The sequence below is a fragment of the Sphingobacterium sp. JUb20 genome, assembly GCF_004342035.1.
GTDB lineage: Bacteria > Bacteroidota > Bacteroidia > Sphingobacteriales > Sphingobacteriaceae > Sphingobacterium > Sphingobacterium anhuiense.
This window is the reverse complement of sequence record NZ_SLYV01000012.1, coordinates 15084-33058: the sequence shown is the minus strand read 5'-3', so window position 1 is coordinate 33058 and position 17975 is coordinate 15084. Positions and strand designations below refer to the sequence as shown.

Here is a 17975-nt window from a genome sequence, read left to right as displayed (position 1 = left end):
AAATGAAAAAAAGATTTTTATTCTTATCCCTAGCAGCTTTATTATTTGCTGGCGCATGTAAAGAAACCAAGATTACTGATGATGGTAACGATACAGAAACACCTACAAATCCAACTGACAAAGATGTGGTAGTGGTGACAGGAGAAATTACTGCTAACACAACTTGGTCTGCAAATAAGATTTATCTATTAAAAGGATTTGTGTTTGTATCTAATGGTGCTACCTTGACTATTGAGCCAGGAACTATTATTAAAGGTGATAAAGCTACAAAAGCAACTCTGACGATTACAAGAGGTTCAAAAATAAATGCTACAGGAACAGTTGATAAGCCAATTGTATTTACATCAGCTTTGCCTGCGGGGGCACGAACTCGTGGTGATTGGGGCGGTGTTATTCTTTTGGGTAAAGCTCCAGTAAACCAAGGAAACGATGTGATGATCGAAGGTGGTTTAGAGGGACCTAAAAATAAAGATGCCAAAAACTATATCTATTATGGTGGTACTGATGCGGCTGATAATTCTGGCGTACTGAAATATGTGCGTATCGAATATGGCGGAATTGAGTATTCAGCAGATAATGAAATTAATGGATTGACATTAGGTGGTGTTGGAAACGGTACTACACTTGATTACATTCAGGTATATCGTTCAGGTGATGACGCTTTTGAATGGTTTGGTGGTACTGTAAATGCAAAACACTTATTAGCTGTAGCAACTTGGGATGATGATTTTGATACAGATTTTGGCTATGCAGGTAATGTTCAATTTGCATTAGCACAAAGAGCATCTACAATGGCAGATCAATCTGGATCAAATGGTTTTGAGTCTGATAATAATGCGACTGGAACAGACCAAACGCCAAAAACTTCTGCAGTATTTTCAAACGTAACGATTTTAGGCCCTATCAAAAAAGCAGGTGAATCAGCGATTGGAAATTATCAACATGGAGCGCAAATTCGTCGGAATTCTTCAATTAGTATCTTAAATTCAGTAATTTCTGGATTTCCATTTGCAGGTTTGTATATTGATGATACAAAAGTAGTAACTGCAAATACAACATCTAATAACTTTTTAACTGGTGCTGCAGTATTTGCAAATAACTTAGTTTATGGGTCAAAAGATGCAGATTTAAAAGTAAGCTCGACGACTAATTCTGTCGCAGTTAATACATTGTTACGCGCAAACAATGTATTTGATAATACCAAATTTGCTTCCTCTCTATTTGTTGCACCGTATAATTACGGTAAAGACATTTCTACTACTCCAGCAGATCCTGATTTTACCCTATCATCAGGTTCGGCAGCAGCGACAGGTGCTATATTTACTCATGCTAAAGTGAGTGGTGCCTTTTTTGAAAAAGTAGCTTATAGAGGTGCGTTTGGAACGACAGATTGGACCAAAGGATGGGCTCATTATGATCCTCAAAACTTACCATATACAACTCCAGGTCAAGTTAAATAAGATATTTGAATGATAATAAGAATCCTGCCTAGTGCAGGATTTTTTTTTACTTACGTAAATAGTTTCAGCTTATTTAGGTTCATAATGATAAACCACCTGATAAGACTCGTTCTTTAATTTATCTGCCATTTGTCCAATATCTAAATTCTGTTCTTGTGGTGTCGGCTCGCACAGCGAATAATATTTACCATTGTACAAAATAGCATCGCCGATAGGTTTATCAAATTGAACCGCCATCGTGATGTGAGTTGGGAACAACAATGTAATCATTGGCAAATTGTAAATCTCTTTGACCAAATAGAAAAATAAAGCAGCCCGATCATCACAATCACTATAAGAGCTGGTTAATGTTTCCTCTGGGGATAGCCTTTTCTCTTTACCGAAATTAACATCATCATTTTCATAGAGGAATGCATAACGTGTAAAGCGCATAAGATAATCAACACCTTTTGTTGTATCCATTTTTTTAATATTCTCCTTCAATACCGGAATGAGTGTCCGATAAGTTTCATGACTAAGTGGAATATTAAAATAAGTTTCAAAATTTACCCCAGGATAATTCGCAAAGATTTTATTGACATCATTATTGATTTTTACCTTAAAATGGTATAATCGCTCATTATATTTGAAATTGATTTTTTTATCCACGTAATTTTGGGGATTAAAATCAGGCATCTGTGTGACCTTATAACTGAAGTCGTTCACCGCTTCAGTAATTTTCAAAGAGACTGGTTTGTAAATGCCATTACGTTGAAATAACTTTCCATAATCATGATAATTCAGACAAGTATATTGATTGCCATCAACAGAAAAAAATGGAATATCAGCAATATCTTCGTTATTCTTTATATAAAATATAATTTGATTATTTCCCACGGCAAGACGCGCATCATAACCAGATTTACACATCAAGTACCATTTATATAAAGTGTACCGACTATAATTTTCCTGTTTGGGGCTTATTGCTTGCGCTGTCTGACGTACGAGCTGATAGTAGATCCAATCATTTAGATGGTGTTTCTGCTTGTAAGTAAGTAATGAATTTACGACCATAGAGTCGGTCGACGATTCTATCTTTTTATAAAAATCAAGAATATGATTTTCGTTCACTTCAGTCGGAAAATCTATTATAAATGATGAATCTGCAGAAAACACAAATGGGGTATTATAGAAATCAACTTTGTATTCTTGCGCATAGCTTTCTCGCTTCTGCATAAAGATAAACAGCAGTGAAAGAGCACTTGCGACCAAATATGAAGATAGAGATTTCAATTCCTTAACAATTTATTAATAATGAAGTTACATAAAAATAACATCAAAAGAAAGACCTAAATTCACTACTTACAGCTAAATGACGTTAGAGATCCACAATAAGGAACTGTGATGCAGTTTTCGAACTATAATATTTGGAAGCGTTTATTTTTTATCCGACCATAAATAATAAAGGAGCCGTCCAGTGACTTTGACCATGTTTATTACGTGCTCTAACTTGAAAATAGATATAGTGGCCAGGAGTAAATCCTGAATAATACGCCCTGAATGAGTTCGTTTTATAGAATATTTCTCCCCATTGTGGGAGTCCATACGAGTCTACCTCTGTTGCAAACCTATAATCATAAAACATATCCCGTCCTACGGGTTTAAATCCAAAGGCGACTTCACCACTTGTACGTCCATCACAAAGAAATGGGGCGGATGGAGTATCAGGAACTTGGCCTTTACGTTTCCTGGTGAGTACAGGGAAACCCGAACTATGTAGTAAAGATAACTTTCCATCACTGACTAAATTGACATAAGTAACAAGCTGTTGCAACAGTTCACAGAGTTTCCGCTTGCTTTCTCGCTTATAAGACTTCTTTTCTCGGCTTCCGCTTTCAGCCTCGATCACTTTCTTCTGGTAATCTTGGTAAGCATCTTCAATAGTTGGCAGTGGCAAAGTCGGATTAATAAAGACAGTAGAATTCTTCATGCACGATAAAATATAGCTTGCTTTTACAAGTAGTTTTTCGTCAGTATATCGAATAAAATTGGCTTTTGCACGAATATATTTCATTAGAATATCATCTAGGTTTAATCACTAAAATAACTCTTTTTTGTTATAACCTCACAATTGAAACGATAGATACTAGAGATTATACGCGATGCCACGGCACTTCACGCGATGGCATTCCTAACAGACGGAATGGCCGCATTCTTCCGCACTATTTCCGATAACCTTAGCATAGTGGGGAGATCATTTTGCGCCATTGCAATTCAGTAATACTGTACTTTTGAAAGATATCTTCTAGTTTCTTTGTAATGATGAAGAGGAACAGGAAGGTTTCTTCTTATAACAAGCTTATATCTCCCAACGACTTGATTATATTGCGCGATCTCGCGTAGATAGTTCTACGTAACATGCTTTTAAGGAAATAGTTATTTACACATAGGAGGGATAAGTTTATTGAAAGGAAAGTGTTTGGAGCTATTCACCAGTCTGTCAAGATAAAGTAAACTCCTGTATTGTCTCGTTGCAGGCAGGGAGATACTTTTCTTTTGACTTATTGATGTTCAACCATCTTGGCGGACTTATATTTCAAGAAAATGTAGGGCATCATCTTAAGAGCACCATCGATTTGCGAAACAACAATATAGTTGCGCCATAGCATTTGATAGCACCGTCATCTCTCGGCAGCACTAATCAATTGCTCTTTGAATCCATGTTACGTAGAAAAGTAAAATAGATCACACTTATAAACCCTAAATTTTTTCTCACCTAAAGCATTATTATTTAATGATCTTACTATTAAGTTTTACCTGTTACCATTGTATATTATTTGTACGAAATAATATACATGTAGCTGTATCCTTACTTTAATTTAACTCATTGAAAAACAGGTGTAAAAGAGGCAAGATATTTGACGCAAGTTTGACCATATTATAACTTAAAGAAATGGAAACAAATATTTCTACAAAATTTGTTGCTGAACTAATTGGAACTTTTGGTTTGGTACTATTTGGTTGTGGTGCAGCGGCTGTTGCCGGCGCTACGACTTTAGGCGGATTGTCGGGATTGGGATTACTGGGGATTGCGCTAGCATTCGGTTTATCCGTTGTTGTTTTTGCCTATGCGATAGGCGGCATTAGTGGGTGTCACATCAACCCCGCGGTAACAATCGGTGTACTTGTTGCAGGAAAGATTGCTGCGAAAGATGCAATTATTTATATTGTAGCACAATTAATAGGAGCATTATTAGGTGCTTTTGTTCTACAGCAGATTCTAGGAGGACAGCTAGCTGGTTTCTCTCCAGGTGAATGGGCATATGGGTCGAATGGATGGGGGAAAGGCTATCAGAATGAATACGGCACAACCGCTGCATTTTTAACAGAGGCTGTTTTAACCTTCATCTTTTTATTTGTCATCTTAGCGACTACCTCCAAAGTTGGAAATTCCACTATGGCTGGTTTGGCTATAGGGCTGACCTTAGTTTTGATTCATTTAGTTGCTATTCCCATCACAGGTACTTCAGTCAATCCGGCGCGTAGTTTTGGTCCAGCTGTATTAGCTGGCGGGCAAGCCCTTTCACAACTTTGGTTATTTATTGTAGCTCCAATAGTAGGAGCTATAATTGCCGCTGTCGTTTGGCGTGCTCTTGAACCCAAAGGGAATTAAAACTTTTATATCATGATATTGGATAGCTTCATCGAAAAATGAAGCTATTTTTTTATCTTCTCGTTTCTGTTATCTAACAGTTTTAAGAGCACACTTTTTTGAAGTATCGCTTTTTAATTTTGTGACGGAGGTACAAAATTTGTATCTTCGTACAATGGAAAATTTTATTGTTTCTGCTCGTAAATATCGCCCGGTCACCTTCGACTCGGTTGTCGGTCAGCAACACATCACCGGTACACTTAAGAATGCTATACATAACAATCAGTTAGCACAAGCATTTTTGTTCTGTGGACCAAGAGGTGTGGGTAAAACAACTTGCGCGCGTATTTTAGCAAAAACAATAAATTGTGAAAACATTTCAGATATTAGCGAAGCCTGCGGTGTATGTGATAGCTGTAAATCTTTTCAGAATGGTAATTCATTTAGCATTCATGAATTAGATGCAGCATCAAACAACTCAGTAGACGATATCCGAAATTTGATTGATCAAGTACGTATTCCACCACAAGTGGGTAAGTTTAAGATCTATATCATCGATGAGGTTCACATGCTGTCGCAGCAGGCATTCAATGCTTTCCTAAAAACATTGGAAGAACCACCTGCCTATGCCATATTTATCTTAGCAACTACAGAAAAACATAAAATCTTACCTACGATTTTATCACGTTGTCAGATTTTTGATTTTAACCGTATCCGTGTTGAAGATATGGCCAATCACTTGGCCAGCATTGCAACACGTGAAAGTATTCAGTACGATCAAGATGGCCTTCATATCATCGCTCAAAAAGCAGATGGAGGACTTCGTGATGCATTATCGATGTTTGATCAAATCGTTAGTTTTTCAAATAAGCAGGTCACTTATCAAGCAGTTATTGATAATCTGAATATTTTAGATTACGATTACTTCTTTAAATTGACAGATGCTATATTGATTGAAAATCCAGCAGATACCTTATTAATATTAAATGATATTTTAAATAATGGTTTTGATGGCAGTCATTTCATTTCAGGTTTAGCATCGCATTTTAGAAATCTATTGGTAGCAAAAGAACCGTCTACGCTAAAGTTGTTAGAAGTAAGTGAAAGTATAAGAGCTAAGTATTTGGATCAAGCACGTAAATCTTCAACGGGATTATTATTATCAGCATTGAATATTGCTAATCAATGTGAGATTAATTATAAAACAAGTAAGAATCAGAGGCTTCAGGTAGAATTAGCGCTATTAAAAATTTGTCACTTATCAAGTGCGATTAAGTTAAGCCAGATTGGAGCCCTTCAAGCTCCCAATACGGTTGAAGGATTAAAAAAAAAACTCCCTAATGTAGCTCTAGCCACAGAAACCCCTGTCGTTGATGCAAAACCCTCATTACCAGTAGTAGATAAAAATATTGCTATAACTCCGATTGCAGTACCTCCTGCAACACCTATAGTAGAACAAACGAAAAGCCCAGAAGTCTCTAACTTACCGCCTAAAGTGAAAAAGGGTGGATGGGGAGCTTCCAAAAGTTCTATGCCATCATTACCTGATCTAAATTCAATTTTTGAATCTAAAACTGAAGAAGAAGATAGTAACGAACCTAGTTTAGTTAAAGGTACGGAAGAGGAAGTAGTGACTTATGAAAAATTTATCCAATTCTGGAAAACGTTGGCAACAGATATAAAAAAGCAAAATAAGATTAATCTGTATACCCTGATGACAGCTGTGCCACCAAAGTTAGTTGGAAATCAAATTGAAGTAGATGTGGAGAACATGGTCCAGATGGATGTTCTCAATATGGCAAAGGTAGATTTATTAAATTACCTTCGCCCTGCCTTGCATAATTTTTCGCTAGATCTGCGTGGTATTGTTATGGAGCATGATGTTGTACGTAAACCTTATACCTCGCAAGAGAAATATCAAGCTATGGTACAGAAGAATCCACTTTTAGAAACGTTAAGAAAAGAGCTTAATTTGGGACTAAGTTAAAACTTAGACCAACTTTTTCTTGCACTAACCCATATTTCTTTTTGTATCTTTGCCTTTCAAATTGGTTAGCTAATTGCTAGAAACCAATTCTTATTTAGAATATTAAGCATGCAAAATTTTCAAAGACACGATAGATCATCAGATCGTGAAGCCAATCAGATGGTTTTCGGTATTCGTGCCGTTATAGAAGCGATAGATAGTGGTAAAGAAATCGAATCATTATTTATACAAAGAGGTTTAGCCGGAAGTTTAGTTTTAGAATTGAAAGCTCTTTTGAAAGAGCACGACTTAGGGTTTCAACAAGTTCCAATTGAAAAACTAAATCGTATCACACGCAAAAACCATCAAGGTGTTATAGCCGTTATTTCCCCGATTATCTATCAAAAAGTTGAAGACATCGTTCCTGCAATTTATGAAAAAGGAGAAGTGCCTTTATTTTTGATGCTAGATGGTGTTACAGATGTGCGCAACTTTGGTGCTATTGCACGTACAGCAGAATGTTCAGGTGTACATGCGATCATTGTACCAAAAAAAGGATCTGCAGAGGTCAATCCTGATGCAATCAAGACATCCGCAGGTGCATTATATAAAATACCGGTATGTCGTCATGAAGGTTTGGCTAAAGTGGGTAAATTTCTTATTGAGTCCGGAATACAGTTAGTTGTAAGTACTGAAAAGACAAAAGATAGCATCTATGATGTAGATTATACTGTGCCAACATGTATCATCATGGGAGCTGAAGATACAGGTGTATCAGACGACTTAATTCGTATCGCAGATCACCTTGCTAAAATACCTATGTTCGGAGAAATAGGATCATTAAACGTATCTGTTTCAGCTGGGGTTGTATTGTACGAGGCTATTCGTCAACGCGTGAAATAATATTTGTATAAATACTATATAAAAACAAGAGTGGCTATCTTAAGGGTAGCCACTCTTGTTTTTATATGTTAATCACATTAGAAAATCGCATAACTGCTGTATATATAATAAGAGCGGCTATCTTTTGGGATAGCCGCTCTTATTATATAAGATGAATCGATTAGTATTTGTTACTAGATTCTTTTCTTTTTCCAGAAAAGTCTCTAAAACCACCACCATTTCCTTCTCTACGATCTCCACCACGGTATCCACCTTCACGTCTTTCACCGCCACCGTTTCTGCGATCACCACCACCGCGGTAACCACCTCCACCTTCACGTCTTTCACCACCGCCAAAGCTTCTACGTTCGCCACTTCCACCACGGCTTCTGTTTCCACCACCACGGTTTTCAGTTTTTCCGTCTCCAGAAACTTCGATACGTACGTTACGACCGTTGAAATCAACGTCTTTAAATCCTTCGAATACTTTTGTTACCTCAGCATCTTCAACTTCAAAGAAAGTGAATACTCCTTTTAAATCAATTTTACCAATTGATTTTCCAGAAATTTTAGCGTTGTTACAGATAAATCCTAACATGTCTCCACGGCTGAATTCATCTACAGAACCAAGGTTCATGAATAAACGAGTAAATCCTTTAGAGCTACCACGTTCTCCTCTTTCACCACGCTCGCCTCTTTCGCCACGTTCGCGGCCATTGCTGCTGATATCACGTGCTTCGATATTTAAATCATGAGCACCTTTGTAATAATCTAAGAATCTATTGAATTCTAATGAAGCAAATCTTTTTACGATATCTTCTTTCGATAACGATTCAAAACCTTCCATAATAGCTGGTAAGAATTGATTGATTTGATCCTCATTAACTTCAACATTCTGAACTTTATTGATGATCGTTAATAATTGTTTTTCAACAACATCAGCTCCTTGAGGAACTTGTTTACGCTCAAATTGTTTTCCGATAACTTTTTCAAGTTGACGGATTTTGCTTTGCTCTTTAATGTTGATCAATGAGATTGAAATACCAGTTTTACCTGCACGAGCTGTACGGCCAGAACGGTGAGTATAGTTTTCAATTTCATCAGGTAAAGAGAAGTTAATCACGTGAGTTACGTCGTTTACATCAATACCACGGGCTGCAACGTCTGTAGCAATTAATAATTGTAAACTACGGTCACGGTAACGTTTCATCACTTTATCACGTTGTTGTTGAGATAAATCTCCGTGCAATGAATCAGCGTTGTAACCATCTTTAATTAAAGATTCAGCAATTTCTTGCGTTTCAATTTTTGTACGACAAAATACGATACCGAAAATATCTGGATTTGAATCTACAATACGTTTGAAAGCAGCGTATTTGTCTTTAGCTCTAATTAAATAATATTGATGCTCAATATTAGCATTACCAGTGTTTTTCGTACCTACAGTCATTTCAACTGGATCAGTCATATAGTTTTTAGCTATACGGCGTACCTCAGATGGCATTGTTGCAGAGAATAACCATGTTTTTTTAGTGTCAGGAGTTTCTGACAGGATGTTGTTGATGTCTTCTTTGAAGCCCATGTTAAGCATTTCATCTGCTTCATCTAACACAACATATTTCACTTGAGAGAAATCAATAGCATTACGGCCAATGATATCTAACATACGACCTGGGGTCGCTACTACAATTTGCACTCCACGTCTGATTTGACGCAGTTGGTCACTAATATTTGCACCTCCATAAACAGCAACAACATGTACGTTGTCGAGGTTTTTAGCATATCTTTCTATATCTTTCGAGATTTGCAAACAAAGCTCACGTGTTGGACACAATACCAACGCTTGAGGATGTTTCTGAGAAAAGTCTAATTGCTGTAATAATGGAAGACCAAATGCTGCTGTCTTACCTGTGCCGGTTTGGGCTAATCCGACAAAATCGTCGTTACCAGTCAATAAAACAGGAATGGCTTTTTCCTGAATTTCAGAAGGTTTTTCAAAACCTAATTCTGAGATGGCATTAACAATTTCCTCACGGATTCCCAGTTCTAAAAATGGGTTCATGAATTAATTTATACAATAGGCTCTATTGCCTAAGGCGATGCAAAGATAAGAAAATAATATTTACAAAACTAATTTATAACCTAAGTATTTGATATAATGTGTTTTTTGAATGACAAATAAATATTTTTATACGTGTTAAACATAAATAAACCACATTGAAAAGAATTATTTGGATTGTGAAACTATTTTATAACTATTCTGCTTTTTTGATCATTTGTTAATGTAGACTTAATATTTCAACCTTACTTTTGATAGTAGTATGGATCAAATACCAATTATATATCAGCATTGGCTTCAAGCTATTAAAGAGCGGAATGATACGAACGCTTTTGGAGAGCTTTATCGCTATTGTTGGAAAGATCTTTATCAGCATGCTGCCCGGCGGATTTTGGACGCTCAGGATGTAGAAGATATTCTTCAAGAATTATTTGTGCAGTTTTGGGAAAAACGACATGCTATCGACATCCAAATGAATCTTCCAGCCTACCTCAAAGGAATGCTCAAATATAAAATTATAGATTTTTTTAATGCCAATAAAGTTAAAAATAGTCTCTTGGATCATTGGAGCAACCATATTTTTGACTATGTACACCAGCATCCTGAAGAATTGGAAACTTACCTTGCATTAGAAAAATTACTGGAAGAGGAATTGGAAATTATGCCGCATAATATGCGTCAGGCACTCTTGCTTAAATGGGAGCATCTGCCAATTCGAGAGATCGCCCGGCGTATGGGGCTTTCCGAGCAGACCGTGAAAAATAACCTGACAGAGGCTTCCAAAAGAATGAGGAAAGCAATAAGTGCAAGACAAAATGTACAAAATAGTACGCTTAGCGTATTTCTTGTTCTCGCTCTGGAGCAACTATCTAAGTAAATATTATATACTTTAGACAATCTCTGCCATCAAAAATATACTTAACAATTCTTTTATAAAACATTAACTATTTCTTGAAGTACTTTATAGCTTTTTTGCGGACTTATATATAAACAGCAGGCAAAAAAGTGAAAAGAAGAATATTTGAATCCCTGATCTACAGATATCAGCAGAACAAAGCTACGAAAGCAGAGCGTATGTTGGTCGATCGCTGGTATGAAACACTAGATCGGGAAGAGATTCCTGAACGTGTAATTGATGAGGTCCAATTATGGACTAAGATACAACAGCAGATTGAAAATACAACTCCTCAAAAATCATCAATTCGGAAAATGGTTTATTGGATTGGATCTGTGGCGGCTACACTTTTGTTTTGCCTTGGCATATTGTTTTGGGAGAATCAAACCGCTCTGGATACCGTAAAACAGGAAGTGAATGTAAAACCAGGGTACCGGATTTTTGAAACAGGAGTTGCACAACGGAAGAAGGTATTATTGGCAGACGGATCAACGATCATTTTAAATGCACGTTCCAAAGTTAAATTGGATACCGTTTCATACGACAGAAAGGACCGTGTAGTAGAGCTTCTTGCCGGAGAAGCATTTTTTGAAGTTAAAAAAGATTCCACAAAAGCTTTTATTGTCAATACGCAGCAAGTACAGACAAAGGTATTGGGTACATCATTTACGGTAAAAAACTACCGCGAATCGGATGAAATATCTGTATCTGTATTTACAGGTAAAGTACAAGTAGCGGCCGACAACAAGTCATTAGGCACATTGGAGCGCGGCGGACAGATTCGTTATACTAAAAACAACCACAGCATTAAGCAAGAGACTTTTGACCTCACTATTCGTAATAGTTGGATTGAAGGAAAGATTTACCTAAAGCAAAGCAGTTTTGCAGAATTGGCGCTAGCAGTTAAAAATATGTACAATGTCGATCTGAAAGCTGGCGATGATCAGATTGCCCGACAGCGCTACAGTATGCCGATATCGAAACAGCTCTCTTGGTCAGCAACCTTGGAAAGTATAAAAGCTGTCCACCATAACAAGTCTAGGAAGGAGGGGAGTACGGTGCATATCTATTAATTCAGGCATAAAAAAAGAGCTGACGACTGCCATCGTCAACTCTGGACCCTATAGCATCCATAAGGTGCTATAAATAACATATACAAAAACTTACAGAGCTATTATATACGCATACAAATTTATGAAATACGTTACGAAAAACAATATTAAGTTTATGATCAAGTCATCATTGGTGGGACTACTTCTTTTAATCGTATCAGCAGAAATGCTTTTAGCATCAGGTGCATACGGCCAGTTGCTCAATAGAAAGATTTCAGTTTCTTTTAATGAATCTAATATTCCAGCAGCTTTCGAGCATTTGGAATCGCAAAATATACATATTGCCTTTGACGCCAATAAATATAATCTGTCAAAAGAAAAAGTGAATGCCAAAATTTTTAACAATAGCAGTATAGGAGAAGTAGTCAACTACCTGCTTAAGGGCACAGATCTGATACCTCAAGACAACGGGGTCTATATTACATTGGTCAAAAAACCAATACAGCAGGTAGGAAGCATTTCCGGTAAAGTAATTGATGATCGCGGTCAGTTTTTGGCCAACGCAAGTATTAAATTAATTGGAGCCAATAAATCGACACAGAGCAGTATTGATGGTAGTTATATTTTAACCGGTGCGTCGGGCACCTATGTCTTGGAGGTCAGTTATCTATCTTATCAGACACAACGCATTGAAGGCGTGAAAATAGAGGGCGGACAACGTACAGCACTCAATATTGCTATGAAAACGCAGACCAATAAGTTGGAAACGGCAGTCGTTAGTGTGTCATTTAAAAAAGCATCAGTAGCAGGACTTTATGCTGCACAAAAAAATGCGGCTACGGTGACCGATGGTATTTCGGCTGAACAGATCGCCCGCACACCGGACAATGATATGGGACAGGTTTTGAAACGCGTAACTGGAGTGACCACCGTTAATAATAGAAATGTGATTGTGCGGGGTATGTCGGATCGCTATAATCAGGCCATGCTGGATGGAGTCGTTATTCCAAGTACTTCACAGAATAGACGCGATTTTTCTTTTGATATTATTCCAACAGAAATGGTGAGCTCGGTGGTGGTCAATAAAACAGCAACACCGGATGTATCGGCTGAATTTTCGGGCGGACAGGTCTCGATCAATACGTTAGATATCCCAGATAAAGATTTTACCACAATACAATATGGTGTTGGAGGAAATTCCCGCACAACAGGTAAAGACTTCTATCGTCTTGGGGAACGGAGAATATCAGAGTTTTTTGGTTTTAATCACACTTCCTCGATGCAGCCCGAAGGCATACAGCCTTGGTTTTGGAATGGTGAAGCAAGACGTCTAGATGCTCCTCCAGGATATATATTGAACGACCCAAGGTTGAATGAAGAATTTTTAATGCCAGGCTCAAATCTCAAATATAATGATATTGATGCAATAGCCCAGTCCAAACAGATTAACGCCGATGCGATGAAATTATATCGTTACAAGGCCAATCCTAATCAAAATTTAAGGTTTGCATTGGGAAGGCGGTTTAATTTTTCAAATGGATTATTGTTCGGTTTCTCTGCTTCTGCTAATATTCGAAATGAGCAAAATATTGTCGCCTTCAATAATGTGCGAGGATCTAGTATCATTAATGGGTATGGAGAAAAGCAACATATGATAGAAAGTGACACGATCGGTCAGAATGGTGCAGGGACATCTTATCGCTTTAATAGTAGTAGCGGCTTGGTGGCAAATTTTGGACTAAAAGGACAGGATTTTAAGCTCGCATTTAAAAATATGTACGCCCGTACTTTTAACAATAATTATAGTGAAAATATCCGGTCAACCTTTACTAATTTAAATACCCCCCCGACCAAAAATCAATATCAATTACCTGAAACAATGTCTTTGCAGCAGCATCAGTTAAGTGGTGAATATCAGCTGCCGTGGAAAATCAAGGCTGAGGGTATGTTTGCCTATAATAGAATCGAGCAGCAGATATTGGATGAACGTAAATTGCGATATGGATTAACGACAATATTAGACGGGAATTATATGTTTCAAAGTCCTAATTTATTAAGTCTTTCTAACTGGTCTAACCATTCCGAAACGGGTTTTGATTCCCGGATGTGGACTGAGATTAATGAAAATGATTTTAATTGGGCAATGGCATTTTCTCGAGTCTTTGGGGAAAGTAAATCCGTTAGCACTTTGGTTAAGGCTGGATATCAAGGTTGGAAAAAGAATCGTAATCTTTCGGTTTTTCGTTTGTTGCCATTTACACGCTCTTACATGCCCGATGATCCTTCTAAACAGGCGCCTGCTATTGAAAAATCATATGATATATTGTTCTCTCCAGAAAATATTGGAAACGGAGTTGGTCAAGCTTATTATTATCCTGAGCCTATTGGAGGCAATGTTTATGATGGTGATATGAGTTCGCATGCAGGATATTTGATGTTGGATCAGAAATTTTGGAATAAGCTGAGATTAGTCTACGGATTCCGTGCTGAATATTACAACTTGTTAAATCGTCAGGATGAAATGTTTAGAAAACAGAATGGCGATCCAGAAGCAGATAACAATAAATTATTGCTTTATAAACTGATGATTCGTGAAAATAATTGGAAATTTTTACCATCCATTAATGCAACCTATAGTGTGACCAACACCTTTAATGTGAGAGGAAGTTATTCAAAGACAGCCATTCGTCCAGACTTTAGGGAATCAGGTTTTTTTGGATTTTATGACTTTGAATTGGATGCTATTGTTTCAGGGGATAATGTCGAATCAACTTTTATCGATAATGTTGATCTGCGATTGGAATGGTATCCAAGTCCTGGTGAAATTATATCTTTAACCGGATTTTATAAATATTTAGATAAGCCAATAGAACTGATTGAAAATGAAGATGTAAGTCCCGGAACTGCATATGTTTTCAATAATATGGAGTCCGCAAAAAACATGGGATTGGAATTTGAAATTCGTAAAAATTTGAGTTTTATTGGTGAGGCCGATTGGCTATCTAAAGCTTTTCTAAATGCCAATGGAACATTGTTGAAATCTGAAGTTAATGCATTAAGTCAGTGGAGACATAAGTTGGTAGATGATCGTACAATTGCAGAACGCGAAAAAGAAAGAGCGCCCAGTCAAGACCGTCCACTAATGGGACAATCACCTTGGTTGTTAAATCTTGGTGTAGGTTATTGGGGTGATAGTTTTGGTATAACAGCAAGCTATAACCATAGAGGCTATCGTACAAATACGGCCTCTTTCAATCCAAATAGGGTAGAGTATGAACTTGCGCCAAAGCAGGTTGATTTTCAGGTGTATAAACGTTTTTTGAAACAGAAATTGGAAGTGAAATTTAATGCTGCCAATCTTTTGGATGAATGGACAAGGTATTATCAAAATCAATCGGCGTATAGTAATTCTCAAGGAGAAAAAGGAGAAATAGTTTATGAGCTTGTTAAAGGAGATAATAAGTACAATAGGGCGGACGATGATATCATTACTTACAGAAGAAAAGATGGTCGAAGATTTAGTCTTTCAGTATCCTATAATTTTTAGAACAAAATAAAATAACTGCGCGAGGCAGCTCCATATTACCCCTCAATAATGTACAACAGTTCCGAGTTTGTCCATATAGCACAACAGGAAAATAAAATAGAAGCAAAATAGGGGGAATGAAAACAACTATGCAAACTTATGAAATGCTATCCCATAGGGATGCATAGTCTAAAAAATGATCTTGTGATGGCAAAACTAGTAATTATTTAACATAAAATGAAAAAAATCTTAACAGTAGCAAGTGTATGCGCAATCGCATTGGCTTCTTGTAACAAAGACAACGTAGGACCTAATTCAGATTTGAATGCTGGTTTGCCAAACAAACCTCAAGCAACTATTCCAACAGATGCCTCAGGTATTATTACCAAGACAACTCTTTCTGCGGATACCGTATGGAAAATTGATGGTGTAGCTTTTGTAAAACCAGGGGCAACATTAACTATTCAACCAGGTACGTACATTACTTCTGGTGTAACTAAAGCATATAATGATCAGATTACCGGATTGACACAAAATATCAAAGGAGTTTTGGTTGTTCCTAAAACGGCCAAATTGATTGCCAATGGTACTGCCGCCGCACCTATTGTATTTACTTCTCCGAATGCTTCAGGCCTACGTAATCCTGGTGATTTTGGTGGTGTTGTATTATTGGGTAACGCGACGACAAATCAAGCTGCAACAAAAAGAATCGAAGGAATTCCTCAACCTGTGGGCGTAGATGTGACTTATGGTGGTACAAATGCGGCTGATAATTCAGGCTCATTAAAATATGTGCGTATTGAGTTTGCAGGTTACAACTTAACTGCCGACAATGAAATCAATGGATTGACTTTAGGTGGTGTTGGTACGGGTACAACGCTAGAAAATATCCAAGTATCTTGGGGTAAAGATGATGGATTTGAGTTCTTCGGTGGTACTGTCAATGCAAAATACTTAGTTGCATTATCGAATGACGATGATGACTTTGATTTCGATCATGGATACACCGGAACAATTCAATATGCCTTATCATTGAAAGATCCTAATTCGACAAACAGTCTATCAGGCGGTAACTCTGATTCGAATGGTTTGGAGTCTGATAATGAAGGTATAGCTCCATATGCACAAACACCAAAAACACGTCCAGTTTTGAAAAATTTCACATTCTTGGGTATTAAAGATGTTACTGTAGCCGGTACTAAACTAAAATTTGGTAACCGTTGGAGAAGAGCTTCTGAGTATGATATTCAAAACTCGATTATCGCAGGTTATGCAACAGGTGCCGCATTCCAAGACGGTGCAACAGGTACTTTTACTGCAAATGTCGTACATGCATATACGGCAGCCTTCAGTGGTGCTACTCCGACAGGAAACCAAACAAATGTATCAACCGATGCAGCAACTTATTTGAAATTGGCAGGTGGAGCTAATATTTTTTACCCAACAACAGCTACTTTTAATCCTGTTGTATTAAGACCACTATCCACTTCACCGGCATATGGTAATGGAACTACAACTTACAGTGGTGCTTTCCATCCAACAACTGCTCCATGGACTGCAACTTGGACACAATTTGCGCCAAGAACTTATTAACATAATATCTCTTAGTGAGCCATTTTTATGGCTCACTTCTTTAATTATTCTCAAATGATAAAAAATCTATTAACATATTTTGCTGTCTTTTGGACAGGATGTATGCTATGCTCATGTCAGAAAGGTGAGCTTGTTCTGGAATCGGAAGAATTAGCTAGGATTGCTTTTAAAACATATACTGCTGTATCAGCAGATGTAAAAAAAGTAATGGTTGACGGGAAAATTGCGAACAGTGATAAGAGCAACTTCATATTTATGAGAAATAAAGATGCCGATTCTTCATTGATTGTAGCCTATGATGGGAAAGATCATGTAGTTCTAGAACAACGCTTACCTATCAAACCCGGGTTAAATACCTTTGGTGTACATAGTAAAAGTCCCATTGATCCTTCACTAGTTGTAGGGGAAAATCCTTTAGGTGATGATGTGCCGTCGATTCCAGGTGTAATGCAGGTGAAAATATTAAATTATAACAAAACGATTTCACCAAAAGGGGAGCCAATTCGATTGGCGGTTTATCAAGGTAAGCCTGTTTTTGATGAAAGTTGGGGAATGGACTTGGTCAAATACGACGAAACTCCGATCCTTATTACTGACTTAATATCGGATAAAATCCCTGAAAAATTTCTCAAATTAGCAGTGGACCCCATTTTTCCAGCAAAGGCGCAGGTATTGGATAAGGATTCAAAGCCAATATTTGTAGATGGACAAAAAGTCTATTTGTTCTTTTATTTTACGGTAGACATAGGTATTGTATATCTTCCTCAAAAAGAATCTGACACTCCTTTAGATGTTGATGGAGTTTCAGAAATTGGCGGAATAGGTTATAGTCTGGATAATATCTGGCTTAAAAAATAAATGGTAGTTTTTTTTAAAAAAAACTCCATATAATACAAAAATCTCAATCTATA

The 17975-nt window shown here is 37.2% G+C and carries 12 protein-coding genes; 9 read left to right on the top strand and 3 right to left on the bottom strand.

Annotation, left to right across the window (positions count from 1 at the left end; all coding sequences use genetic code 11):
• The first annotated feature begins 2 nt into the window (after positions 1 to 2).
• Entirely contained in the window at positions 3 to 1460 is a 1458-nt protein-coding gene (locus tag EDF66_RS19475; RefSeq protein WP_132844475.1) for a hypothetical protein, read from the top strand.
• 69 nt (positions 1461 to 1529) lie between these two features.
• Here EDF66_RS19475 and EDF66_RS19470 read toward each other — a convergent pair whose 3' ends face one another.
• Entirely contained in the window at positions 1530 to 2675 is a 1146-nt protein-coding gene (locus EDF66_RS19470) for a hypothetical protein (protein WP_132844473.1), read from the bottom strand.
• 208 nt (positions 2676 to 2883) lie between these two features.
• On the bottom strand, positions 2884 to 3513 hold the full coding sequence (locus EDF66_RS19465; RefSeq protein WP_132844472.1) for a hypothetical protein: 630 nt from the start codon (positions 3511 to 3513) through the stop codon (positions 2884 to 2886).
• An 879-nt stretch (positions 3514 to 4392) separates the two neighbouring features.
• On the opposite strand from EDF66_RS19465, the gene EDF66_RS19460 reads away from it, so the two are divergent.
• From EDF66_RS19460 to rlmB, 3 genes are all read left to right on the top strand, one after another.
• Positions 4393 to 5112: an MIP family channel protein gene (locus EDF66_RS19460; protein WP_132844470.1), complete on the top strand. Its 720-nt coding sequence runs from the start codon at positions 4393 to 4395 to the stop codon at positions 5110 to 5112.
• A gap of 154 nt (positions 5113 to 5266) precedes the next feature.
• Positions 5267 to 7078 (top strand): DNA polymerase III subunit gamma/tau, encoded by a 1812-nt coding sequence (locus EDF66_RS19455; RefSeq protein WP_132844469.1) that lies wholly within the window; start codon positions 5267 to 5269, stop codon positions 7076 to 7078.
• Positions 7079 to 7186: 108 nt separating this feature from the next.
• Positions 7187 to 7960, top strand: coding sequence for a 23S rRNA (guanosine(2251)-2'-O)-methyltransferase RlmB (gene rlmB / locus EDF66_RS19450; protein WP_132844467.1), 774 nt, complete (start codon positions 7187 to 7189; stop codon positions 7958 to 7960).
• A gap of 160 nt (positions 7961 to 8120) precedes the next feature.
• Here the strand turns inward: rlmB and EDF66_RS19445 are convergent, their stop codons facing one another.
• A complete protein-coding gene (locus EDF66_RS19445; protein ID WP_132844466.1) occupies positions 8121 to 10001 on the bottom strand; it encodes a DEAD/DEAH box helicase in 1881 nt (626 codons plus the stop codon).
• Between the two features lie 259 nt (positions 10002 to 10260).
• On the opposite strand from EDF66_RS19445, the gene EDF66_RS19440 reads away from it, so the two are divergent.
• From EDF66_RS19440 to EDF66_RS19420, 5 genes are all read left to right on the top strand, one after another.
• Positions 10261 to 10875, top strand: a complete 615-nt coding sequence (locus EDF66_RS19440; protein WP_132844464.1) for an RNA polymerase sigma factor — start codon at positions 10261 to 10263, stop codon at positions 10873 to 10875.
• Positions 10876 to 11003: 128 nt separating this feature from the next.
• Positions 11004 to 11966, top strand: a complete 963-nt coding sequence (locus EDF66_RS19435) for a FecR family protein (protein WP_132844462.1) — start codon at positions 11004 to 11006, stop codon at positions 11964 to 11966.
• Between the two features lie 121 nt (positions 11967 to 12087).
• Entirely contained in the window at positions 12088 to 15492 is a 3405-nt protein-coding gene (locus EDF66_RS19430) for a TonB-dependent receptor (protein ID WP_132844461.1), read from the top strand.
• Positions 15493 to 15708: 216 nt separating this feature from the next.
• Complete coding sequence (locus EDF66_RS19425; protein ID WP_132844459.1) at positions 15709 to 17064, top strand: hypothetical protein; 1356 nt, start codon at positions 15709 to 15711, stop codon at positions 17062 to 17064.
• A 54-nt stretch (positions 17065 to 17118) separates the two neighbouring features.
• Positions 17119 to 17922: a hypothetical protein gene (locus EDF66_RS19420; protein ID WP_132844457.1), complete on the top strand. Its 804-nt coding sequence runs from the start codon at positions 17119 to 17121 to the stop codon at positions 17920 to 17922.
• The last annotated feature ends 53 nt before the right edge of the window (positions 17923 to 17975 follow it).